Origin of the sequence: Mucilaginibacter celer (assembly GCF_003576455.2) — a bacterium.
GTDB lineage: Bacteria > Bacteroidota > Bacteroidia > Sphingobacteriales > Sphingobacteriaceae > Mucilaginibacter > Mucilaginibacter celer.
In genome coordinates this window covers 4163686-4189026 of sequence record NZ_CP032869.1, presented here as the reverse complement: position 1 = coordinate 4189026, position 25341 = coordinate 4163686, and the positions used below count along the sequence as shown (strand labels likewise).

At 43.8% G+C, this 25341-nt stretch carries 18 protein-coding genes; 13 read left to right on the top strand and 5 right to left on the bottom strand.

Going from position 1 to position 25341, the window contains the following annotated elements:
* Positions 1 to 16: 16 nt before the first annotated feature.
* The 3 genes from HYN43_RS16850 to HYN43_RS16840 all read left to right on the top strand — a co-directional run bounded on the left by HYN43_RS16850 (position 17) and on the right by HYN43_RS16840 (position 6244).
* Positions 17 to 1582 (top strand): FG-GAP repeat domain-containing protein, encoded by a 1566-nt coding sequence (locus HYN43_RS16850; protein ID WP_119410455.1) that lies wholly within the window; start codon positions 17 to 19, stop codon positions 1580 to 1582.
* An 18-nt stretch (positions 1583 to 1600) separates the two neighbouring features.
* Complete coding sequence (locus HYN43_RS16845) at positions 1601 to 3139, top strand: FG-GAP repeat domain-containing protein (protein ID WP_119410454.1); 1539 nt, start codon at positions 1601 to 1603, stop codon at positions 3137 to 3139.
* 309 nt (positions 3140 to 3448) lie between these two features.
* Positions 3449 to 6244 (top strand): glycoside hydrolase family 2 protein, encoded by a 2796-nt coding sequence (locus HYN43_RS16840; protein WP_119410453.1) that lies wholly within the window; start codon positions 3449 to 3451, stop codon positions 6242 to 6244.
* Between the two features lie 213 nt (positions 6245 to 6457).
* On the opposite strand, the gene tyrS is transcribed toward HYN43_RS16840, so the two are convergent.
* Positions 6458 to 7741 carry a tyrosine--tRNA ligase gene (gene tyrS, locus HYN43_RS16830; protein WP_119410451.1) on the bottom strand — a complete coding sequence of 428 codons (1284 nt, stop codon included), beginning with the start codon at positions 7739 to 7741 and terminating at the stop codon, positions 6458 to 6460.
* Between the two features lie 240 nt (positions 7742 to 7981).
* Between tyrS and HYN43_RS16825 the strand changes: the two genes are divergently transcribed.
* From HYN43_RS16825 to HYN43_RS30435, 8 genes are all read left to right on the top strand, one after another.
* Positions 7982 to 8653 carry a hypothetical protein gene (locus HYN43_RS16825; protein ID WP_119410450.1) on the top strand — a complete coding sequence of 224 codons (672 nt, stop codon included), beginning with the start codon at positions 7982 to 7984 and terminating at the stop codon, positions 8651 to 8653.
* Between the two features lie 201 nt (positions 8654 to 8854).
* Positions 8855 to 10807: a 30S ribosomal protein S1 gene (gene rpsA / locus HYN43_RS16820; protein ID WP_119410449.1), complete on the top strand. Its 1953-nt coding sequence runs from the start codon at positions 8855 to 8857 to the stop codon at positions 10805 to 10807.
* Between the two features lie 171 nt (positions 10808 to 10978).
* Positions 10979 to 11374 carry an ACT domain-containing protein gene (locus HYN43_RS16815; protein WP_119411262.1) on the top strand — a complete coding sequence of 132 codons (396 nt, stop codon included), beginning with the start codon at positions 10979 to 10981 and terminating at the stop codon, positions 11372 to 11374.
* A 90-nt stretch (positions 11375 to 11464) separates the two neighbouring features.
* Positions 11465 to 12013, top strand: a complete 549-nt coding sequence (gene pyrR, locus HYN43_RS16810) for a bifunctional pyr operon transcriptional regulator/uracil phosphoribosyltransferase PyrR (RefSeq protein WP_119410448.1) — start codon at positions 11465 to 11467, stop codon at positions 12011 to 12013.
* A gap of 165 nt (positions 12014 to 12178) precedes the next feature.
* Positions 12179 to 13111 carry an aspartate carbamoyltransferase catalytic subunit gene (locus HYN43_RS16805; RefSeq protein ID WP_119410447.1) on the top strand — a complete coding sequence of 311 codons (933 nt, stop codon included), beginning with the start codon at positions 12179 to 12181 and terminating at the stop codon, positions 13109 to 13111.
* Positions 13112 to 13126: 15 nt separating this feature from the next.
* Positions 13127 to 13669 (top strand): hypothetical protein, encoded by a 543-nt coding sequence (locus tag HYN43_RS16800; RefSeq protein WP_119410446.1) that lies wholly within the window; start codon positions 13127 to 13129, stop codon positions 13667 to 13669.
* A gap of 11 nt (positions 13670 to 13680) precedes the next feature.
* Positions 13681 to 15099: a serine hydrolase domain-containing protein gene (locus HYN43_RS16795; protein WP_119410445.1), complete on the top strand. Its 1419-nt coding sequence runs from the start codon at positions 13681 to 13683 to the stop codon at positions 15097 to 15099.
* A gap of 392 nt (positions 15100 to 15491) precedes the next feature.
* Positions 15492 to 15710, top strand: coding sequence for a hypothetical protein (locus HYN43_RS30435; RefSeq protein ID WP_162996528.1), 219 nt, complete (start codon positions 15492 to 15494; stop codon positions 15708 to 15710).
* 206 nt (positions 15711 to 15916) lie between these two features.
* Here HYN43_RS30435 and HYN43_RS16785 read toward each other — a convergent pair whose 3' ends face one another.
* The 3 genes from HYN43_RS16785 to HYN43_RS16775 are packed head-to-tail and all read right to left on the bottom strand — an operon-like array spanning position 15917 to position 21710.
* Positions 15917 to 17050, bottom strand: coding sequence for an efflux RND transporter periplasmic adaptor subunit (locus HYN43_RS16785; protein WP_119410443.1), 1134 nt, complete (start codon positions 17048 to 17050; stop codon positions 15917 to 15919).
* Positions 17037 to 20288 (bottom strand): efflux RND transporter permease subunit, encoded by a 3252-nt coding sequence (locus HYN43_RS16780; protein WP_119410442.1) that lies wholly within the window; start codon positions 20286 to 20288, stop codon positions 17037 to 17039. The genes HYN43_RS16785 and HYN43_RS16780 overlap by 14 nt, the downstream gene beginning before the upstream one ends.
* Before the next feature lie 18 nt (positions 20289 to 20306).
* On the bottom strand, positions 20307 to 21710 hold the full coding sequence (locus tag HYN43_RS16775) for a TolC family protein (RefSeq protein ID WP_119410441.1): 1404 nt from the start codon (positions 21708 to 21710) through the stop codon (positions 20307 to 20309).
* 90 nt (positions 21711 to 21800) lie between these two features.
* Here HYN43_RS16775 and HYN43_RS16770 point away from each other — a divergent pair, with 90 nt between their 5' ends.
* Together HYN43_RS16770 and HYN43_RS16765 are read left to right on the top strand one after the other, a co-directional pair.
* Positions 21801 to 22751, top strand: a complete 951-nt coding sequence (locus tag HYN43_RS16770) for a LysR family transcriptional regulator (RefSeq protein ID WP_162996527.1) — start codon at positions 21801 to 21803, stop codon at positions 22749 to 22751.
* Positions 22705 to 23955: a family 8 glycosyl hydrolase gene (locus HYN43_RS16765; protein WP_119410439.1), complete on the top strand. Its 1251-nt coding sequence runs from the start codon at positions 22705 to 22707 to the stop codon at positions 23953 to 23955. The genes HYN43_RS16770 and HYN43_RS16765 overlap by 47 nt, the downstream gene beginning before the upstream one ends.
* A gap of 137 nt (positions 23956 to 24092) precedes the next feature.
* Here HYN43_RS16765 and HYN43_RS16760 read toward each other — a convergent pair whose 3' ends face one another.
* Positions 24093 to 25283 carry an IS256 family transposase gene (locus HYN43_RS16760; protein WP_245447287.1) on the bottom strand — a complete coding sequence of 397 codons (1191 nt, stop codon included), beginning with the start codon at positions 25281 to 25283 and terminating at the stop codon, positions 24093 to 24095.
* Positions 25284 to 25341 lie beyond the last annotated feature (58 nt).

Here is a 25341-nt window from a genome sequence, read left to right as displayed (position 1 = left end):
ACATTGAACTATTTATATGAGATTTAAAAAAGGAGTTTTAACCATATCATACCTTTTTTTATTTTCTGCAATAACGGCTGGTTTAACGCTGTTTAACGGTTGTAAATCAAAACCGGTTTATCAACCTTATAAATTTACCGGTGATGTGATGGTTGACGGTAAAAACCTGGTGCAATTAAAATGTACCCGCTGCCATGCACTTGTACCGGCAGATGCCTTGCCAAAAGATGTTTGGGTAAATCATACCCTGGCCAATATGGCTCCGCTGCTGCACATCTCAACGTATGGTGGCAATGGCTATTTTAAGGATAACCCGCTGGATACCGCAGGTGCAACAATTAATGAGTGGAATGCCATTATTGAATATTACAAAAAAGCTGCGCCGGATACTTTATTGCCCGCAAAAAAACCTATTCCGCTTATTGATGATTGGGCCGGCTTTACCTTAAAAAAGCCCGCACCCGTTAGCTATACAGCGTTTACAACCATGGTGGCTACCAATCCGGCTACACACCGCATGTACAGCGCCGATGCTGTTGACGAGAAGCTGAATAGCTGGGACAGCAACCTTAAAATGGATTCGCTGGCTAAATTACCGTCGGCTGCGGTGGGCGTTAGCTTTGGTACTGATAGCGCCGGGCATAATGTAGGCTTTTTTGCATGCATAGGCCGTATGGCCCCTATAGATTTTCCGAATGGTAAAGTAGTTAAAGTAAACCTTGATGCCGCACACGTTAACCAGGATCAAACCTATATCGCATCTGATTTACCCCGCCCTGTAAATACTACAACCGCCGACTTTAACAAAGATGGCCTGGCCGATGTAATAGTTTGCGGACAAGGGAAATTTAAAGGCGGCGTATACCTGCTAAAGCAAAATAAGGATCATACTTACGATCAGCAAACTATTTACGATAAACCCGGATCAGTACAAACCCAAACCGGCGATTTTAATAATGACGGATGGCCGGATATTATGCTATTGACGGGCAGCGGCGATGAAGGCTTATGGTTATTGCTGAATGATCAGAAAGGTGGTTTTACAACCCGCAACCTGCTTCATTTTCCGCCGGTGTATGGCTGCAGTAGTTTTCAGTTAAGCGATATCGATCATGATGGCAAACCCGACCTTATCCTAACTGCCGGCTATAATTACCGTGATTCGAGGATCCTGAAACCTTACCATGGTTTATACATTTTTACAAACACAGGCGACTGGAACTTTAAGCAGCGCTGGTTTTACCCGATAAATGGCTGCACCAAAGCCATAGCAGCAGATTTTGACGGCGATGGCGATCTGGACATAGCTACTATAGCCTTTTTTGCCGATATGAAAAATAACCCGGCCGAAGAGTTTATTTATTTTGAGCAGGATAAACCTTTCAGCTTTAAACCGCATGCCTTGCCCATTAGTCAATACGGACACTGGATGTGTATGGAAATGACCGACCTGAACAATGACGGCAAGCCCGATTTGGTTTTAGGTAATTATGCTGATGGTTTTATGTTTCAGGATGGATTTAAACCCAATTGGGATAAACATCTGCCGCTTATCGTACTCGAAAATCATACTAAGAAGTAAGCTTAACCGCGAATATAAATGAGGGAAGGAAGGGTAAGGCAGCGCGATTTATGGTTACTGATAAGCGGATTGGTTTTTACTATCGGGTCTATTCTGACCGGATGCGGAGATAACGAACCGACCGATGAAGAGCTTTTAGCCGGAGCGAAAAAGACAGCCGTAATTTATTGCGGCCGTTGTCACGAAGCTCCTGATGCGTCGTTACTGGATAGCGCCACCTGGAATAAATACATCCTACCGGCCATGGGCGCTAAATTAGGCATGCGGCCCTTTATGGATCAATACATAGCCGGGCCGAATGCTGCCTTATCATTAGCCGATTGGACAAAGATCCTGGTTTATTACCGGTACGCCTCTCCCAAAAAACTGAAGATCCCTAAACCCAATGCTGTAATTGATTCGGCTATATTTGGTGTTGAACAGCCAAAACAGGTTGACAGGAAACACGGTGAAGCCATGACCACCATGGTGGCCTTTAACCCGATAGATAAACATTTTTACACAGGTGACGCCGGCAATAAACTTTACCGCTGGAATAGTAACCTGAGCTCAACCCTAATCAAAACATTTCACTCGCCCATAACCGATGCTTCCTTTTATCAAACAGCTACCGAACCTAACAGTGCGGTGATCACCTGTATAGGTATCTTGCCGCCAAATGATGAGTTGAAAGGCTCATTACTGCATATCAACCTAAATAAAAAAGATACCACACTGTTAGAACACAGCCTGCCGCGACCGGTTAAAAGCGCGGCTGCTGATTTTAATAAGGACGGTTTAATGGATTACGTAACCTGTGGTTTCGGCAGAGATAGGGGAGGATTGTTCCTGGTAGAACAGCAATCCAATCATCAATTTAAAAGAAAAATTATCCGTGCTATTCCCGGCCCCGAAATAGTTTATACCGGCGATTACAACGGCGACGGCTGGCCCGATATAGCCTGCCTGTTTGCCCAGGCCGATGAAGGGATCTGGCTTTTTCTGAATGATAAAAAAGGCGGCTTTGTTACTAAAAACATCATGCGTTTTCCACCGGTATATGGCTCAAGCAGTTTTCAGTTAGTTGATTTTAATCATGATGGGAAATTGGATGTTTTGTACACCTGTGGGGATAACAATGATTATTCGCCGGTGTTTAAGCCTTATCATGGTGTTTACATTTTTACCAACCAGGGTAACTGGAAGTTTAAACAAACCTATTTTTACCACATTAACGGCTGTTCAAAGGCCATAGCTAATGATTTTGATAAAGACGGTGACCTTGATTTGGCTGTGATAGCCTTCTTCCCCGATTATGAATATCATCCTACCGAAGGGTTTACCTATCACGAGCAGGTAAGCCCCGGCAAATTTAAAGTGCACGAGATTCCCGTTAATAAATTAGGCCGATGGATTTCGATGGATGCCGATGATATTGATGGGGATGGGGATACGGATATTGTTTTGGGTAATTTTTCGGTTGGTGCGCAGGGTTTAATGAATCAAAAGGATTATAAACCTGATTGGGATTTATATGAGCCGGTTATTGTGTTGAAGAATAAGTCGGTTAAAAAATAAAACTTTTATCACCAACTTCATCTTGCGCTCGTTTGCAACGAGTGCTTAACATGATTTCGCGATTGCATCGCGCGGTTTGCGTTATAAACGCAAACCCACATTAAGCACTCGTTGCAAACGAGCGCAAGGCTGTCGTAAACAATTTATACACCATTTCTTCAAACATCATTCTGAAAATTCTAAAATCCTGTAAATTCTGATTCAGACAACAGTAAAACGTTTCATTTGTACAATAAATTGATAAATAAGTACATCTGTATCTGGCTGTAGGTTAAGTAGTTTTACCAAACCTATTTATCCACGTACTAAATGAAAAAAAGTATTTATTCGGCTTTAAGTGTTTTGGCAGCATGCCTTTTACCTGTATTTGCGCAGGCGCAGGCGGGTGCTGTTAAACAGGTTAAACTTGTTAATTTTGATCTGCAATCTTCAGCTTTGATCAACGCTTCGGGCGCTGAACTATCGGCAACAAACTATCATTCGCCGGTTTATTGGTTTCCGGTAAAAGTACCTTCAACGGTGTTGACAGGGCTGGTAGCCAACCATATCTATCCTGGTCCTTACCAGGGACTGAACAATATGCTAATCCCCGATGCATCCGATCAGTTTAATAAAGAATATAATCTGGAGCAGTACAGTCACCTGCCTAACGATCCTAACCCCTGGAAAAAACCTTACTGGTACCGCACCACTTTTAAAGTGCCTGCCGGGGATAGAGGCCGAAGGTTTCAGCTGATATTTAAAGGAATTAACTACCGTGCTGCCGTATGGCTTAACGGTAGGCAAATTGCAGATAGCACACAAATGGCAGGCATGTTTGCCGAACATAATTTAGATGTAAGCAGAGCTGTTAAGGCAGGTGCCAAAAATGCCCTGGCCGTAAAAATTTATCCTTTAGACTACCCCGGTTATCCCGCAAAAGAGCAACTCAAAGCCCTCGGTCCATTTTATGAAAACGGAGGCCCTACAGGCGATATCGGCAAAAACGTAACCATGCTTTGCTCGTCGGGCTGGGACTGGATTCCGCCGGTACGTGATCGTAATATGGGTATTTGGCTACCGGTTTATCTGCGTACTACTGGTGCGGTAACTATCGGGAAGCCAAAATTGGTAACCGATCTGCCTAATCTGCCTGATACCGGTACAGCCAAACTATCATTAAACCTAACGTTAACCAATAATACCGCGGCTATACACAATGGCAAGCTTACCATCAGCATAAAACCTGAAAACTTTGCGGGCGCGCCGGTACAATTTAACCAGGCTATATCAATAGCCGCCAATGCCGAAAAAGGGGTTGAGTTGACTGCCGATAAGATTAGTCAATTAATTATCCGTCAACCTAAATTATGGTGGCCTAATGGATATGGTAAGGCAAATCTTTATCGTATCCGTTTGCAATATGGCGAGGGTAATACCATTAGTGATGATACCACTTTTGTATTCGGTATCCGTAAGGTAGCCTCGAAAGCAGAAACAACTGCCAATGGCTTTGTACGCCGTAAGTTTTATGTGAATGGTAAAGAAGTGCACTTGGTAGGCGGTGCCTGGGTGCCGGATATGATGGTGAACCGCGATTCGGTCCGTTATGATTACGAGATGCACCTGTGCCGTACGGCCAACGTAAACCTGGTGCGCATTTGGGGTGGAGGAGTTACCGAGCCGGATGAGTTTTGGAATGCCGCCGATAAATATGGCCAGATGGTATGGTCCGATTTTTGGATTACCGGCGATACCCAGGGTGAGTTTAAAGGCTCGCCCGATTGGCCGTTGGAAGGTAATGTATTTATCAAAAACGTAGAAAGTACTATTTATCGCATCCGTAACCATCCAAGCTTATTGGTATGGACAGGCGGAAACGAAGGCCATGCGCGCAAGGAATTGTATGATGTGATGCGGAACGATATTATCACATTGGATGGTACCCGTCCGTTTATTCCAAGTTCATCGGGCTTTGCCAAGCTGCCTGCAGGTTGGAAAGGTTCATGGCCGGATGATATGCCGTCGGGTGTGTATAGCGGTGGCCCCTACGAGTGGAAGGACCCTAAAGATTATTATAGACTGGCCAATGATGCTAAGGATTGGGTATTTAAAGATGAAACCGGTTTGCCGTCGCAGCCGCCTTATACTACCCTGCCGAAGATCATCCCTAATTTAGTTTGGGATACCACTTTGCCTTTCCCGCTCAATAACTCATGGGGATACCATGATGCGGCAACCGGAGCAGGCAGGTATGATAAATACTACGAGGAAATGGCCAAAAGATACGGCCCACCAGGCAGCATCGTCAATTTTTCCGACAAAATGCAGCTGATGAACGCTGTTGGCTACCGCGGTATTTTTGAAGCCGATGGCCATAAGCTGAACGAAACAGGCGGCGTAATGCTCTGGAAACTGAATGCTGCCCTGCCAAGTGTGATCTGGCAGATTTACGATTGGTACCTGGAGCCTAACGCCGGTTTCTACGCCATGCAAAATGCCTGCGAGCCGGTACATATTCAATATAATTATGATAATTCGGCGATAGCCCTTATTAATCGTACACACCATGCAACGGGTAGCCTTACGGCTGCGGCTGATATTTACGATATCAACAGCAAGCTTATCAAATCGGTAAAAGTGGCAAATGTTGGTTTGGCACAAACAGGCGTAAAAGAAGTTATCCAATTAAAAGATGCTTTGGCTGCTACAAATGGTGTAAGCTTTGTGGTATTAAACCTTACCAATGCGCAAGGTAAAACGGTATCACACAATGTGTACTGGCTATCAGCTAATGATGATTTTAAAACATTAAGTGATATGAAGCATGCGCAGGTACAGGTCAAAATGATCAAAACTGAAAAAGGCACAAGCGAGAATAAATGGACGCTGCAATTCACTAATGCATCAAACCAATTGGCATTTTTTGTTCGCCCGCAATTGATGAAAAATGGTGAAGAAGTGATGCCAAGTTATTGGACAGGTAATTATTTCAGCCTTGCCCCGCATGAAAGTATTACGGTATCGGTAAGTGCGCCGTTAGCTAAGTTGGGAATTAGTTCGCCGACTGTGTTGTTGGAAGGATGGAATTTGGATAAGCAGGTGGTTCAGTTGCCTGCTAAATAAAGATTGCGTTTCAAGATTTACGAAGTTTTAAAAACTTCGTAAATCTGATCAGCAGATAAATAAATTTTATTCATTGCCGTTGGTTTTAACCAACGGTGAAAATTGCCAATAGAAAAGGGCTTTAGCCAAAATACCCCAGGCAGGTGGATTTTGGCTAAAGCCCTTTGTTTATTCCTTATTAATCCGTTGGTTAAAACCAACGGCAATGAATTTTTACTCAGCTATAACTAAAAAGTAGTTCCTCCTACCTTTTTGCACAATTATAAATTTGCCGTTAATTAATGCATCGGTTGTATATACGTCATCGGCAGTTGCAATTTTTACTTTATTGATAGCAGCGCCACCACCTTGTATCATTTTTTTAGCTTCACCTTTTGATGCAAAAATTGAAGTTTTGACAGCTAACAGGTCGGCAACGTTAATGCCTTGCTCTAAATCGCTTAACGCAATTTTATAGTTATCTACACCCGAAAATATCCCAACAACTTCGGTTTCATTTAATTCGCCTAAAAACTCAAGGCCAACGTTACCAAACAAAAACTCCGAAGATTTAATTGCTTTTTCATACTCAGCCTCACCATGTACGCGAATAGTAATATCCTTAGCCAAAGCTTTTTGCAAGATACGTGTATGCGGTGCAGCATCATGCTCAACTTCCATCGCTTCAATAACCTCACGATCAAGCAGGGTAAAAATGCGAATGTATGATTTAGCGTCAACATCGGTAGTATTTAACCAAAACTGGTAAAACTGGTATGGCGAAGTGCGCTCAGCATCCAGCCAAACCGCACCGCTTTCGGTTTTACCAAATTTGGTACCATCAGCTTTTTTAATCAGGTTGGTGGTTAAGGCAAAAGCCTCACCGCTATCTTTACGGCGGATCAGTTCAGTACCGGTAACAATATTCCCCCACTGGTCGCTGCCGCCCATTTGTAATGAGCAGTTATGGTTTTTCCAGAGGTAGTAAAAATCGTACCCCTGTACCAGCTGGTAAGTAAACTCGGTGAACGACATACCGGTATCGCCTTCCAAACGTTTTTTAACCGAATCTTTGGCCATCATGTAATTTACAGTGATGTGCTTGCCAACATCGCGGATAAAATCGAGGAAGGTGAAATCTTTAAACCAATCATAATTATTTACCATTTCGGCGCTGTTGGCACCGGTGTTAAAATCAAGGAAACGGGTAAGTTGTTTTTTTACCGATTCGAGGTTATGCTGCAGCACATCCTCAGATAATAAATTACGCTCGGCCGATTTGCCCGACGGATCGCCCACCATGCCTGTAGCACCGCCTACCAAAGCATAGGGCTTGTGGCCCGCGCGTTGAAAGTGGATCAGGGTCATGATCTGGGTAAGGTGGCCAACGTGTAATGAATCGGCAGTAGGGTCAAAACCGATATATCCCGAAGCCATACCTTTATTTAACATATCCTCGGTTCCGGGCATTTCGGTATGCAGCATGCCGCGCCAGCGTAATTCTTCAACAAAGTTCATATCAGGTTGTATTTCAAAAAGGTGCAAATATAATAGAATAATTGGGTGGATGGGCTTAATTTGGTAGCGAATCGCGCTACGTTTCTATGTATAGGATTTGCAGGTGCCTCCTTCCGCTTTTTGATTTTGAACCTTCTTATTGCATGTTGTTCAACGGTTAACTATAGGTAAAGCCAGTTTCAAATAATTACTTATATTTTGTATCTTGAGCAAAACCGGGTATTTTGCAAAGCAACGCTTATGAATTTTTTATCGCATTTTTATTTCGACAGGGATACCACCAACTGTTACCACGTGCTGGGAACGGTGCTGCCCGACCTGTTGAAAAATGCCGATAAAAATATCATACTTCACCCAGAAAAACTGCACCATACTGATAACGAGATCAATTCGATCATTGAGGGATGGAAAAAACACCTCGATGTTGACCGTTATTTTCACTCGTCGGATTTTTTTACCACCCGGTCTCACGAATTAAAGAAACTATTGCTGCCTGCTTTACAAGGTTCGCCGGTAAAGCCATTTTTTTTAGGCCACATAGCGCTCGAATTAATTATCGATAACCTGCTGCTTACCACCGGTAAAATAAGCGTAGCCGGATTTTATGATCACCTGAGCGGCTGCCGCGACGAAAAGATAGAAGCGTTTTTGAAATTTGCCGGACTGGAGGATACCGCCGTTTTCTTCAAATTTTACGAAGGCTTTAAAAAAAGCCAATACCTGCATACTTATGCCGAAACCCACCAGATAGCCTACGCGCTTAAACGCATTTGTATGCGCATCTGGAAAAATCCCTTCACGCCTGAGCAGGAGGTGTTAATGGATGAGATACTGAGTAATTACAGGGAAGAAATGCTGAACGATTTTATGCTGATTTTTAACGAGATTGGCGTGAAATTAACAAGTGTTTAAAGCGAATAACCATACGTTATCCATACCGCAAAGAGTTGTTTTACACGCCTATAGCCGGATAGTATCCTTAAAAGCCATCTTTTTTTATAAAAACACCTAAAATATAAGCAATTAACATTAAAAAATTTCTTTTTTCAATAAAATATATCCGTACCTTTGCAGTCCCAATTAACAAATTGGGAAAAGGAGATAAATTAATTAATGGCAAAAAAACAAGAAGCAGAAAAAGAATTAAAAGCGAAAGAAGCTGAACTGGGTGCAGTTAAAGCGTCTGGCGAAAAAGAAACTGTTGAATCAGAAGCTGATTCAATATCTATCGAAGAGATCAAATCAAAGATCGCCTTAACACCAAGCGAAGATTTCGACTGGGATGCAGACGATAAAAAATTTGGTAACTACAGCGATGACGACCGTGAGAAATTTGAGAAATTGTATGATGGAACTTTCAGCTCTATCACCAAAGGCGAAATCATCACCGGTACTGTTGTTAACGTTAACAACAAAGATGTTGTACTTAACGTAGGTTTCAAATCAGACGGTTTAGTATCAGTATCAGAATTCCGCGACACTCCAGATCTGAAGATCGGTGATAAAGTTGACGTTTTTGTTGAGTCACAGGAAGATGCTAACGGTCAGTTAGTACTTTCACGCAAACGCGCAAAAACTCAAAAATCATGGGAGCGTATTAATTCAGCACTTGATAACGATGAGATCATCACCGGCTTTGTTAAGAGCCGTACTAAAGGTGGTTTAATTGTTGACATCATGGGCGTTGAAGCCTTCTTACCTGGCTCGCAGATCGATATCAAACCTATCAGGGATTACGATGTGTACGTAGGTAAAACTATGGAATTCAAAGTTGTTAAAATCAACCACGAATTCAAGAACGTTGTGGTATCGCACAAAGTGCTTATCGAAGACGATCTGGAAAACCAAAAAACTGAAATTGTTGCACGCCTTGAAAAAGGTCAGGTATTGGAAGGTACCGTTAAAAACATTACCGACTTCGGTGTATTCATCGACCTTGGTGGCGTTGACGGCTTACTGCACATTACAGATATTTCATGGGGCCGTATCGAGCACCCACGCGAAATTCTTGCATTGGATCAAAAAATCAACGTTGTTGTGCTTGACTTTGATGACGAGAAAAAACGTATTGCTCTGGGCTTGAAACAATTAACCCCACATCCTTGGCAAAGCCTTTCTGAAGAAATTCAGGTTGGATCAAAAGTTAAAGGTAAAATCGTTACCGTTGCTGATTATGGTGCATTCCTTGAAATCATCCCTGGTGTTGAAGGTTTGATCCACGTATCAGAAATGTCATGGTCACAAAACCTGCGTAACCCTCAGGAATTCCTGAAAGTTGGCGACGAGATCGAAGCTCAGGTATTGACTTTAGACCGCGAAGAGCGCAAAATGTCATTGGGTATTAAACAATTAACCCCTGATCCTTGGCAAAATGCTGCTGAAAGGTATGCAGTTGGTACACAACACGTTGCTACAGTTAAAAACATGACCAACTTTGGTGTGTTTGTTGAACTGGAAGACGGTATCGACGGCTTGATCCACATCTCTGACCTTTCATGGTCTAAAAAAGTTAACCACCCTAACGAATTCACTAAAGTTGGTGAAAAACTGAACGTGGTTGTACTTGAACTTGATGTTGAGAACCGTAAATTAAGCTTAGGCCACAAACAGCTTGAAGAAAATCCTTGGGATACTTTTGAAACTATCTTCACTATCGATTCGATTCACGAAGGTACTGTGATTAAAGTAACTGATAAAGGTGCTATCGTAGCTTTACCTTATGGTGTTGAAGGCTTCGCGCCAACCAAACACCTGGTTAAAGAAGACGGCAAATCATTAAAAGCTGAAGAGGCTGCTGAATTCAAAATTATCGAATTTAACAAAGAGAACAAACGTATCGTTATTTCACACTCACGTATCTGGGAAGAAGCCCGTGCTGATGCCCGCGTACAAGAATTTGAAGCCCGCAAAAAAGAAGCAAAAGCTGCTACCAACGCGGTGAAAAAAGTGAAAGATTCGGTTGAAAAATCAACTTTGGGTGATCTGAGCGTATTAGCACAATTGAAAGAGCAAATGGAAGGTGCTGAAAACAAAGCACGTAAAACCGGCTCTGAAGAAGAAGCTTAATTAATAGCTTAACCACTTTTTATACAAGCCTCCCGATTTAATCGGGAGGCTTTTTTTTGTCCGTCCGTCATTGCGAGGAACGAAGCAATCGCGAACTGTACAGGGCGGATTTGCTTCCGTGCGATTGCTTCGTGCCTCGCAATGACGTTGTTAGTTTTTATATATTTGAAAATGCCCACCGGAGAAACCAACCTCAACACCCTGCTCAAAAACATGACACCCGTACTTAACCCCGGTGATTATGTTTACTGCACAACTACAACAGCAAACAATATCAACCTTAATGATATCATAGCCTTTTTTAAAGAAGAAGAAGCCATAACCCTCATCCTTAAAAAAGAAACAGCCGATGAGCTAAACCTTGAGTATAGTTACATTGCCGCCTGGATCACCTTAACCATTCATTCATCACTTGAGGCTACCGGGCTTACTGCAGCATTTGCCACCGCGCTGGCTAAACAGAGTATCAGTTGCAACGTAGTAGCAGCCTATTATCATGACCATATTTTTGTTGCGAAAAAGGATGCCGAAAGAGCAGTCAAGGTATTAAAGGGATTATCAAAATAAGTTCATGTTTAAAAAGTCTCCCCTTCCGGGGGAGATTTAAAGGGGGCTTTTGAAAACAAATTATTACTTTTGCCCAAATCCACCCATACGATGCAAAATCTGACACTGCTCGACGGACAAAAGTTTCAAATCACCATACAACGTTTATGTCGCCAATTAATTGAAAATCATAATGATTTTTCAAATACCGTATTAATTGGCATCCAGCCCCGCGGCATCTATTTATCAAGACGCGTGGCTGAAGAGCTAAGGAAAATCCTCCCGGATAAAAAAATACTGAACGGCGATCTTGATATTACATTTTATCGTGACGACTTCCGCCGCCGCGAATCGCAGTTGTTACCAAATCAAACCAAAATAGATTTTATCATCGAAGGAAAAAAAGTGATCATGATGGATGATGTACTTTGGACTGGCCGCACTATCCGTGCTGCTATGGATGCGTTACAGGCATTCGGTCGCCCGGAAAAAGTAGAACTTTTAGCGCTGGTAGACAGAAGATATTCACGCCACATTCCCGTATCGGCAGATTATGTGGGGATTGAAGTTGACTCTATTGCATCGCAAAAAGTAGTAGTAAGCTGGAGAGATACTGATGGCGAAGACAAGATTGTTCTTGTTTCGGAGGCAGCAGAATAAATAAAAGAGACATAAACACCCCGTCATTGCGAGGCACGAAGCAATCGCACGGAAGCAAATCCGCCCTGTATAGCATGCGATTGCTTCGCTCCTCGCAATGACGAATTACAATAACAACAATTTTAATTCAGAAATCGAACATCCGAAATCCGAAATCAAAATAACATGGCAGGACTGAGCACACGACACTTATTAGGTATTAAAGATTTAAACCGCGCAGATATTGAACTGATATTTGAAACTGCCGATACATTTAAATCTGTTTTGAACAGGCCTATTAAAAAAGTGCCATCGTTGCGTGATGTAACTATCGCCAATATCTTTTTCGAGAACTCCACCCGTACCCGTTTATCGTTTGAACTGGCCGAGAAAAGACTTTCGGCAGATGTGGTAAACTTCGCGGCCTCATCATCATCGGTAAGCAAAGGCGAAACCTTGATTGATACTGTGAACAACATCCTGGCTATGAAGGTTGATATGGTGGTAATGCGCCACCCATATGCAGGTGCCGGTATCTTTTTGTCGAAACATGTAAAAGCCCAGATTGTAAACGCCGGTGATGGCGCGCATGAGCACCCTACGCAGGCATTGCTCGATGCTTTCTCTATCCGCGAAAAATACGGCGATGTAGCCGGTAAAAAGGTGGTAATCGTTGGTGATATCCTACACTCGCGTGTAGCATTATCAAACATCCTTTGCCTGAAACAATTAGGTGCTGAGGTAATGGTTTGTGGCCCTACTACATTAATCCCCAAATACATTGGCTCATTAGGTGTAAAGGTTGAGCATAATTTAAGAAAAGCCCTTAATTGGTGCGATGTAGCTAATATGCTCCGCATCCAATTGGAACGCCAGGACATTAAATACTTCCCATCCTTAAGGGAATATACCATGCTGTTCGGCCTCAATAAAACGATATTGGATTCGCTGGATAAAGAGATCACCGTAATGCACCCCGGCCCTATTAACCGTGGTGTGGAGATCACCAGCGATGTAGCAGATAGCAAGCAATCCATCATCCTTGATCAGGTTGAAAACGGTGTTGCTGTACGTATGGCCGTGCTTTACTTACTGGCCGGACAAACTCCAACTATTTAAAAATGGCTTTCAGGTATGAGCATCGACAAATTCAAATCATATCTGAAAGTTAGTTACAAAGGGTACATCGTATCATTTGTGATAGCTTTATTGTGGTTTGTTTTTGACAAGCACAACTTGTTTTGGTTGATCTACTTTCCGTTGTCAATCGTTCAGGGTTATTATCGTTATCAACAAAGCCTTGTTGAGGAAGCCCGTTTAAAGGCTAAAGGACTTACTGCCGAGGACATCGAAAACATCCGCTTTGTTAAGCAATGGGAAACCGCCCGTAAACGGGGCATGTGGGATTATTGCATCATTAACGGCGGCTTTTTATATGGTTTAGCTATATCTATTGCAACAAGTACCATTATGCTGATCTGTACCGGTAAAGATATCCGGGATGGGATGGAGGTTTTTGGTGGTATGTTTAGTTTTATCAGCTACAACTATATTTTAGGTGCCATTATTGGCGTTATCATTTTCCGCAGGGTTTGGAAGTACAATGAACGCAGGTTTTTAAACCTGACCGACCCTTTGGCAGGTAACTACCTCACTGCGGATTTTAAAGATCTTTAACCAATAAATTAATGAAGTTTAAACTTTGCCTTATTGCATGGCTGTTTGCGGGCAACTTCGCCTTTGCCCAAAGCCATCAGCAGTTTAAAACCGACTCGGTTTTCGCGCTTGTGAAAACATATTTTAACGCTAAACAAGCCGATTCGATCTATAACTTAACCGGCGCTAATTTCAGGCATGCGGTGGGCAGCGGGCAGTTTCGCAGTTTGATGGAGCAGCAGGTGTTCCCCTTAAACCAGATCAAAGGCTCTACCGTGATCAGCTTTGTAAATAACAAAGTAAGCACTTACAAACTGGTATTTCAATCGGTAACGCTGCAATTACTCATGAGCCTTGATGCCGGTAATAAGATCGAATTATTCCTGTTTCAGCCATATAAAGAAGTTACTGCCGATAAAACCACACAGGCACTTACATCCAATAAAATGCTTAGCGATATGGATAAACAGGTTGATGAAATAGCCCGCCCTTATATTCAAAAACTCAACACCGTTGGTTTAAGCATTGGTATATTGAAAAACGGGCAACTCTCTACCTACAATTACGGCGAAACCGCAAGGACTAATAATCAGTTGCCGACGGCTAATACCATATTCGAAATAGGATCCATCACCAAAACTTTTACCGCCACATTGCTGGCCTGGTATGCTAACGAGGGCAAGATAAAACTAACCGATCCCATAACAAAATACCTGCCCGATTCTGTAAAAACAAACCCCGCGCTTAACGGCATTACCTTGTTGCAACTAAGCAACCATACCTCCGGCCTTGCACGTATCCCCGAAAACCTGCAATTTGATTCGGCTGGCGCGGCTAATCCATATAAAAGCTATAACAAGCGGCTTTTATACACTTATCTCAAAAAATGTAAGCTCAATAGCAAACCCGGTGAGCAGTATGCTTACTCAAACCTCGGAGTGGGGTTGTTAGGAACGATTTTATCGCAAATAAGCGGTAAAACTTTCGATCAGATGGTGCAGGAGGTTATTTGTACGCCGCTCGGGATGAAAAATACCGTACAACATTTAAGCCCTCTGCAACAACCCAACTTTACCAAAGTATACAGCCAGTACGGCGACCAAACCGTACCCTGGGATTTTAACGCCCTTGCCGCCTGCGGGGCGCTGCATTCAACGGTAAATGATCTGTTGATATACGCTAAGGCTAATATGAACGGAGGTGCAGATAAGCTTGCAAAGGCTTTTGCGCAAACGCATGAGGTTACTTATAGCAAGGATACCAAAATAGCTTTAGGCTGGCATATTATTGTGGTGGATGGGGTGGAATACATTTTCCATAACGGCGGTACTTACGGCAGCAGCAGCTTCTTGGCTTTTAATGCGGAGAAGAAGTTGGCTGTGGTGATATTGTCAAACTCGGCGGAGAGTACGGATGCGATAGGGACGGGGTTGATTAAGAAGTTGCAGTAAGATATAACACATTTACTGCTATACTGCTACTGCTGTCCGAAGTCTCTGACCTCGGATACGTTATGTTTGTAGTTTGCAACTACAGACTTTTGCAGTTTAGTCATGTAGTCGCAGACTACATGCATATTAGTCCGAAGTCGAAGACTTCGGACAGCGGAGTACGCCCCCGGTTTTTGATTCACTCGTAAAAAAATAATATGGTAAAGTATCTCATTATTCTGTGCGTTTGTTGTATCACTATGATCACAGGTTATTATTACGGAAAAAAAAACAATGCCTGCAACATTAACACATTCACCGAACTCCGGTTCAAAAAAACCGGACCGAATGAACATTCGATCCCAAAGTTTCAATATTTTCTGGCGACGAAGTTACGGGATTCGTTGATTAACATGAAACCGCCATACCGCAAAGAGAACATCCTGAACATCATTAAAAAGATAGAAGACCAGACCCGGTTGAAGGGCTGGACATTTCTGGCGCAGGTAAGCCCAAATTCGTTTCACATTGTTATCAGCAATATTAACTCCACTGCAAAAGATGAGAATATATACAGTGTCCGCGAGGACGGGATTTACTTCTTAAAACCATTAAAAATGGTATTTGAGTAGGGCTGTCAAAGGGTAAAACCTATATAAATAAACCTGGTGATCATTTGTATTGCTAAATTTGTGCGGGCGTCATCCCGGTACACATCAATAAGAACATCCTTGTTATACTGTATTGACTTCGCGATGATAATGTAAAAAAGCCCGAAAGCTTTCGCTTTCAGGCTTCCATATCCCTTCACAAATCCTTACTGAACTTAATCAGCCAACTAATTTTTAACTTTCAAATTCGATCCATTCCTGATCTCATCAGATGCTGCTTTAACCAGTTTATCTTCCGGCTTCAAATCGCCGCCGAAAATTTCGATGCTGTCGCCGCTGGTGAGGCCTTTTTTAACATCAACCCAAACGGCTTTATTGTTAACTACTTTAATTACAAATACCTTTTCGGTAGATGTGGCTACGGCGGTTTTAGGTACAACATAGGTGCTGTCGCCGGCCGGAAGTGGTACGCTCACTTCGGCAAACATGTGTGGCAACAGTTTTTTGCTTTTGTTGTATACGTCCATTTCCAGCCGTTCGGCGCGCAGTTTCTCGTCTAATGCTCCGGCTATACGGTTAACCTGTGCCGTAAATTTTTCGCTTGGTAAAGCCCTTACCGTAAAGTTGACTTCGCTTTTGCTGCTTAAAGCGCCGGTATAAATTTCGGGTACCGATACCACCAAACGCATCCGGTTTTGATCCTGCACGGTAAACAGCGGATCGGTACTTTTACCCCCCGGACCTACATAAGCGCCCAGGTTAACATTACGGCTGGTAACCACACCATCAAAAGGCGCGCGGATCTCGAGGTAAGCTAAGTTAGCCGACACTTCTTTTAAACCCGATTTAGCGGCATCAACATTGGCTAAATCGGCATTCTTTTTAGCTTCGGCCTGCTCCAGGTCGTTTTGCGAAACGGTACCCGGGGTTTTGCTGGTGCTCAGCAGCCTGTCGTAAGTGGCTTTGCTGGCATAGTAAACAGCCTCAAACTGTTTAATGCGCGATTGTGCCGAAGCCACCTGCGAATTAACTTCGGGAGCTTCCAGTACCGCCAATAGCTGGCCGGTGTGTACTTCTGATCCTATATCAACCAAAAGCTTTTTTACATAGCTATTGGTTTTGGCATACAGATCAACCTGTTGGTAAGGGAGTAATTCGCCAGGAATGGTGATGGCGCTGCTTAGCCTGCCTTTGGTTACAGGCACAACTTCAACAGTTGGGTTTTCAACAGCTTCCTGTTGCTCCTGCTCTTCCTGTTGTTCCTTTTTTTCTTTATCATCCGAGTGGCATGCACTCATTGAGCCTATTGCCATTGCTAAAACGGCAAGCAGCAATATCGATTTATTTTTAAGCTTGTTCATGGTGGTGCAAAGGGATATAAAATTTACTTTCTTTATCTTCCGGGTCTAACGAAACAGATTGGGTAGTGGCATTACCTTGTGCCCAGGCAAAAACCAATGGCAATATCAGCAATGCCGCGAAGGTTGAGGCAATTAATCCGCCAATAACCGCACGGCCTAAAGGTGATGTTTGATCACCGCCTTCACCCAGGCCTGATGCCATCGGGATCATACCTACAATCATGGCCAGGCTGGTCATCAAAATAGGGCGTAAACGTAAGGCAACAGCTTCGCGGGCCGATTTCAGGGCATCGCCATTATGGCGGCGCAGCTCTTCGGCATTGGTGATTAATAATACCGCGTTGGAGATGGATACACCTACCGACATGATCATCCCCATGTACGATTGCAGGTTAAGCGTAGCGCCGGTTATCTTCACTAAAAACAACGAACCGAATAACACGGCAGGCACTGTTGACAATACCACCATCGACATTTTGAACGACTGGAAGTTAGCCGCCAGCATCAAAAATATCACCAATACCGCCACCACTAAACCGCCCTGTAAGCTATCAAGCGTATCAGTAAGGGTTTGGCTCAGGCCTTTTAGCTCCACTTTTAAACCGCGTGGCGCTTCGCCTAAGCTATTGAGCGCTTTTTGCACATCGTTGGTAGCGGTACCCAAATCTTTTTTGTTGATGTTGGCCGTAACCGATAGCGTAGGCACCGCACCCACGTTATCGTTTTCGCCAAAGGTAGTGCCGGTTTTAACATCGGCCACATCGCCTAAAACCGGGCGGGCCTGGTTGGCCGATACCGGGATTTCCCTTACATCATTAAGGCTGGCCATCTGGTATTCGGGCACCTGCACCTGTACCAGGTAACTGAGGTTTGATTTTTCGTCAATCCAGTTATTTTTTTCGGTAAACCTTGATGACGAGGTTGAGGCTACCAGCGAGCGCGAAATATCATTCAAACCAACACCCAGCTGCGCTGCACGCTGCCTGTCGATATTGATATCGATAGTTGGGTAATTGAATGATTGGCCTATCTGCACATCGCGCAGGTAATCGATGCTTTTAAGTTTATCAATCACTTTAAAAGCGTACTCAACGTTTTGTTTTTTGTTTTTACCGGTGATGGCAACCTCGATAGGGGTTGGCGAGCCCTGGCTCAAAATTTTATCGGTTAACTCTATCGGCTCAAACGATAATTTAACCTCCGGCAACTGCTTAGCCATGCTGTGCCTGAATTTTTCTTTCAGTTCGTCGAGATTAACTTTATAATCTTCGGTTAAACTTACCTGCATAACAGCCTCCTGAGGGCCGGCCATAAACAGGTAAATAGGGTTGGTAGAAAACGACGATGGGTGCGAGCCAACAAATGTTGAGGTGATGGCAATGTGGTTTTTACCCACAATGTCGCCCAAAATATTTTGTGCTTTAACCGCTATCAATTCCGTACGCTCTAAACGCGTACCATCAGCAGCACGTAAACGCACCTGGAATGTGCCCGAATTTACTTTGGGCAACACATCACGTCCTATAGTAGCAAACAGTAAAAACGCAAGGCCGAATGCACCTAACAAATAAACTGTTACCAGTAATTTGCGCTTAGGCAGCATCCTGTCCATCAGGCGCATAAAGCTATCCCTGAATTTATCAAATTTGGTTGCATCCTTGCCTTTATGCTCAAGAGCGGCTTTCATGGCTTTCTCTTTTTGCTCCCATGGTTCGCCTTCATCTTCTAAAGCGAAACCATCTTTATGGCTATGGTCTTCGTGTTTGTTAACCATTATCCAGTTGGCCATGATGGGTACAAAGGTTTGCGCCAGGAAGTATGATACAATCATGGAGAAACCGATAGCCAAAGCCAATGGCAGGAACAACGCGCCAGGGATACCGTTCATGGTAAAAGCTGGTGCAAATACCGCCAGGATACAAAACAGGATGAGCAATTTAGGGAAAGCGATCTCCTTACAGGCATCCCAGATAGCCAGTGCTTTAGGTTTGCCCATATCAAAGTGCTGGTGAATATTCTCGATAGTTACTGTCGATTCATCCACTAAAATACCAATGGCCAGCGAGAGACCGCTCAGCGTCATGATATTGATGGTTTGATGCGTCAGCGACAGGAAGAATATAGCCGAAATGATACAGGTTGGGATGGTAAGGATTACAATAAGCGCGCCTCGTTTATCGCCCAAAAACAGCAATACCATTAAGCCGGTAAGTACCGCGCCAATAGCGCCCTCTTCGGCCAAACTTTTTACGGCGTTAATTACATATACCGATTGGTCGAACACGAAGGATAGTTTCACATCTTCGGGCAGTAAAGCCTGGAAACGGGGGAGGGCTTTTTTAAGATTTTGAACCACATCCCAGGTAGAGGCCGTGGCCGATTTGGTGATAGGCAGATATACTGAACGTTTACCGTTAATAAGTGCGTAACCGTTGGTGATATCAGCACCATCTTCAATAGTGGCTACATCCTTCATAAATACGGTTTGGATGCCGTTTTTATACAGGGGGATATCGCCAAAATCCTGAACTTTTTTTATGGTGGTGTTTGATGGGGCAAGGTAGTTGTAATCGCCAATACGTACGTTACCTGCCGGAGTGTTCTGGTTGTTTTCGCGCAGGGCGGCCACTACCTGGTCGGGCGTTAAATTGTGCGCACGCAACAGGTTAGGGTCGGCTTTGATCAGGATAGTACGTTGGTTACCACCAAAAGGTGCCGGAGCAACAAGGCCCGGAATGGAGGTAAATGACGAACGAACGTAAACCAAAGCATAATCCAGCAACTCGTTATTGCTGCGGGTGGCGCTGCTTAATACTAACTGGCCAACAGGCAATGTTGAAGCATCAAAGCGCAAAATAAAGGGCGGCTGCGATCCCTGCGGGAACGCCGACTGGGCCCTGTTGGTATACGCCGTGACCTCCGCCGCGGCCTGGGCCATATTGGTGCCCTCGTAAAAAGTAACTTTTATTAACGTTAAGCCCTGTATGTTTTTGGTTTCGATACTTTTTACGCCCGAAACAAAGAGCAACAGGTTAACATATTGCTTACCGAAGTAAGCCTCCATTTGGTTTGGGGTAAAACCGCCGTATGGGTGCGATACATATATAACCGGCAGGTTAAGATCGGGAAATATATCGATCTTGATGGTCCGTACCGCATTTATACCGAAGAAGAACAGCCCGGCTACTATAACCAATATGGTAATTGGTTTTTGCAGCGCCCCTTTTATCATTCCCATTGTATATGTGTGTAACTGTTAAAAATTATTAATGAATAACCCAAAATCGCCGGTTGATGCTGATTTAAACAGCAGCGCCTGCCATACGTTGTTCAGGGCTATGTATTTATCAACTTCGGCCCGGTTAAGGGTATAAAGTGCCTGCGTAAAATCAACTATGTTTGATAAGCCGTTTTTATACAGGGTATATTTTTGGATGTAGGCGTTGTTGGCTGCAGATACTTCGACAGGTACCTCGTTCACGTTTTTTAAAGCATTGGCAATACGTGTTTCGGCAAGCGATTGCTGTGCTTTCAGTTGCTTGTCAACCAACTCGTAATCATTTTTATATTGTTGCGAGGTGAATTTTTGCGATTGTACCTGGTAATGGGTTCTGAATACGCTGGTAAAGTTCCACACCACGCCCACACCAAGCAGGTAATTGAAACGGGTAGGGTCAACGCCTGCACCGTAGCTGCCGGTATAGCTATCCTGGTTGGTACCATAATCTGATTTAAAACCCGAACCACGGCCCTGGTAAACACCAAACAAGCTAAACGTAGGCAAGGCGAATGTACGGAGGTATTTAGCCTGCTGATCGCTTACGTTGATCCTGTTTTGGTAAAACTTAAGGGTAGGGTGATCGCTTTCTGCAACTGAACTTAAAGCCTCCAGGTTATTTGGCTGTTTGGTGATAAAAGCGCTATCCAGCTGAAACTCCTGTGGTGCGATGCCCAGGTAAATAGAAAGCTGGTTGCTTTGATCCTGAACGGTTTGCTGCGCGTTGGTTAAAGCTATTTTAGCGTTTGATACTTCGGCGTTAGCCAACGATGAATCTACTCCGGGGTTCAGTCCGTTTTTAACTCGTGCCACCACTACGGTTTGCAGTTGTTTGGCGCGATTAAGGTTATCCTGTTGTGCTTTGGCAAGCTGTTGTGCTGCCAGCAGGTTAAGATAAGTAGCTGCTACGCGTACCTGGTGCTGAAATTGCTCCTGTGCCAGATCAGTTTCATCGCGCGAAACGATGGTTTTTTGTACGCCGATACGCTGTTTAGATCTGCCGAAGGCAAAAAAGTCCCAGCTAACGTTGGTTAGATACAGGGCACCGAAGGCGGCGTTCCAGTTTTGCTTGGCCAAAGTTGGGCCCGATGAGGATACCGACAGGCCTCGGTAACCAAAAGATGGTCCGGTTTGGCCGTTCACTGTGCCGTAGTCCTGCTGTGCGGAAAAGTTGAGGTCCGGCAGGTACTCCGTTTTTGTTTCTTTGAGGTATGCCTTAGAGGCGTTAAGCTGGTTTGCCTTCGACTTGATGGACGCATAGTTGGCAAGGGCCATTTGTTCAGCATCCTTAATGGAAAGGGTTTGTTGCTGAGCTTGTACGTGTAAGACATATAAAACACTCAAAAAAAACAGGAGTAATTTTTTTGAATTAGTGTTTAACATGAGGGTGTATTTTATACACCGCAAATGTATAGGTATAGCAATCATGAAAAAAATGAATTAATTTTGTGTAAATCATTAGCAAAATTAATAATGAACATCGCGCTACATCATTTCAGGTTAGTAGATACCATATCAAGAGAGGGTTCGCTTACCAAAGCAGCCGCCTCTTTACACCTCACACAATCGGCCCTTAGCCACCAGTTAAAAGAGCTGGAAAAGGAGCTCGATATCGAGGTGTTCCATCGCCAGGGAAAGAAACTACAGTTAACCGAAGTTGGCTATCGTTTTTTACGAAGTTCGGAAAAAATATTGGCCGAAATACGTACCCTCGAAGAGGATATCAACAACTATAAAAATGGCAAAACCGGCAAGCTCAATATCAGTATGCAATGCTATACCGCATACCACTGGCTGCCCGGTGTAATTAAGGATTTTAAGAGCCAATGGCCTGATATTAACATAAATATAGTTTCCGACGCGAGCCGCCGGCCGCTCGAATACCTGATGCGCGGCGACCTTGACCTGGGCATTGTACGCACCCAAATGGTGAACACCCAAATAGTGTACGAACCCATTTTTGAAGACCGCCTGATCTGCATTTTACCTGCTGATCATCCCCTTGCAAAAAAGGCCGTAATTGACATCTGCGACTTCCAGGATCAGGAGCTTATTCTGGCCCTTTACGACCCCTCATACCAGGAGACCCCCATCATCGAAACCCTCATCCAGGAGCAGCATGTAAAGCCCAAAACATTGAGCCGGATTCACTACACAGATGCCACCATCGAGATGGTAAATGCAGGCCTCGGAATCAGTGTTATGGCCGACTGGATAGTGAAGCCATACCTGCCCGGTAAGCATATTGTTACAAAGCCATTGCACCATAGTATAGCAAAACGTACCTGGTACGCCGCCACCTGCCGCGATACCCCGGTAATTCAAAACTTTTTGACCTGCCTCAAAAATCATTTTTGCAAAACCGAAATGCTATGCAATGAATTTGACAATCTTGAAACCTACCAGGAACTGCGTGCGGGTTAGTATCGCGCTGATTTTATTATTGATGGTGGATGGCCTCCATGCTCAAACAGTATTGAGGCCGTTCCCACAGCATGTTGTTTATACATCGGGTAGCATCAAACCTAATCATCTATCTCAAAAACAGTTGGATACGCAGGTTGAACTGTTTTACAACCAGTGGAAAGCGCGTTACATTAAACCCGGTTGCGATAAACAGCAATTTTATGTTTGGTTCGAGAAACCGGGCAAAGAATGCGTATCCGAAGGGCAGGGATACGGCATGATTATCACCGCGCTGATGGCTGGTTATGATAAACAAGCCAAAGCCATTTACGACGGATTGTACAATTACTACAAAGTACATCCAGCAAGCAGATCGTCGTACTTAATGGCTTGGGCGCAAGGCAAAAACTGCAAAAGCCTTGACGGAAGCGCTGCTACAGATGGTGATATGGATATAGCCTATTCGCTGTTGTTGGCCGATAAACAATGGGGAAGTAAGGGGACAATCAACTACCTGCAAGAGGCTAAAAAACTATTAGCTGCCATTATGCGGTACGAGATAAACCAGGTTAGCTATTCGGTATTGCTGAGCGATGGCAGCGAGGGCGATAGCAAAGATTATTACGATATGCGCTCATCCGATTTTATGCCCGCTAATGTCAAAGCTTTTGAGGGATCTGTAAACACAGGGGAATGGGAAAAGGTGATCGATAATAACTATGCGCTTTTCAACTCTCTCCAAAAAAATTATAGTCCCGATGCCGGTTTAGTACCCGATTTTATACAGGGTATCAATAAAAAAGCCCGCCCCGCTAAACCAAACTATCTTGAATCGAAATATGATGGTTATTACAACTACAATGCCTGCCGTGTTCCATGGCGGGTAGGCGCCGATTATTTATTGTATGGCGATAAGCGCGCTAAGCTATTTGTGGATAAGATAAACCATTGGATAAAGGAAACTACAGAGAGTCACCCGGATAATATTTCGGCAGGATATACGCTGGAGGGTAATGATATTAAAGGCCGGTATTTTGAGGCTTTAAGTTTTATAGCGCCGTTTACGGTGGCTGCTATGGTTGATAAAGGTAATCAGCAATGGTTAAATAAGCTTTGGGATTATCTGCTGGCTTTTAAATTGAGGGACTACGATTATTATGATAACAGTATTAAAATGCTGAATATGATTATTGTAAGTGGGAATTATTGGAAGGTGGAATAATGCTCAACATCACGTCATTGCGAGGTACGAAGCAATCGCACGGAAGCCGAGGGGCTTTGCAAGTTTGCCCTGTATAGGGGTCTGTAAAATACACTGTGTCAGCCCCTGCCGGCCCATGGGCCGGCAGGGGCTGATTGCTACATCAAATCTAATATCATTCTCCCAGGAAACCAAATGGCCAGCTTCTGGGCCGTTGTCGCCCAATTAGAAAGTGGCATCGTCCATTTTTGTTTAATGTTGTTATGAGCCAGATAGATCAGTTTTAACAGAGCCATATCGGATGTGAAACCACCCTTGGTTTTGGTTACTTTTCTGATTTGCCGGTGAAACCCTTCGATGGTATTGGTGGTATAGATCAGTTTACGAATAGTGGTATCATACTGAAAATACGTGGTCAGCTTCGACCAGTTATTACGCCATGATTCCAATACCTTTTCATATTTCTTACCCCACTTTTCTTCTAATTGCTCTAAACGAAGTTCTGCCAGTTCGAGGGTTTCTGCCTGGTACACCGGCTTAAGATCTTTCATAAATACTTTTTGATCTTTAGAAGCCACGTACTTCAGGCTGTTGCGTATCTGGTGGACGATACAGGTCTGGATTTCTGTTTGAGGGAATACTGTATTTATGGCCTGTGGGAATCCATTGAGGTTATCAATGCAAGCAATCAGGATGTCTTTTACACCTCTGTTTTGAAGGTCGGTCAATACACTTAACCAAAAATTAGCGCCTTCGCTTTGAGATACATACATTCCTAACAACTCCTTGTGACCGTGACGGTCAATACCAAGAATGTTATAAACAGCATGCGCTACCATGCGGTGTTCCTCTTTAACCTTGTAATGCATCGCATCCAGCCAAACAATGGTGTAAAGTTCATCCAGCGGCCTTGATTGCCATTCTTTTACTTCAGGAATGATCTTATCTGTTATAGCAGATAAGGTACTGTGACTGATATCTGTATCATACATGTCTTTGATATGCTTTGATATATCGCGGAAACTCATGCCCAGTCCATACATGCCGATGATCTTGGATTCAAGACTTTCTGCTAATATCGTTTCCCGTTTGCGGATCAGTTCGGGTTCAAAACTGGAATTGCGATCACGAGGGGTACTAATAGATATGGTGCCATCAGAGGTTCGGATATTCTTACTGGTCTTACCGTTCCTGCGATTGCCTGAACTGCGTTCTGCTTCATCTAAATGGCTTTCCAATTCCGCCTCAAGGGCGGCATCAAGGAAACTTTTTAGCAACGGTGCAAAGGCTCCATCCTTGCCATAAAGCGATTTGCCCGAGCGGAGTTGCTCAAGGGCTTTCTTTTTCATTTGCTCGTATTCGAGCGATTCTTCTTCTCTCTTCATCTTAAACTGTGTTTTAAGTTAA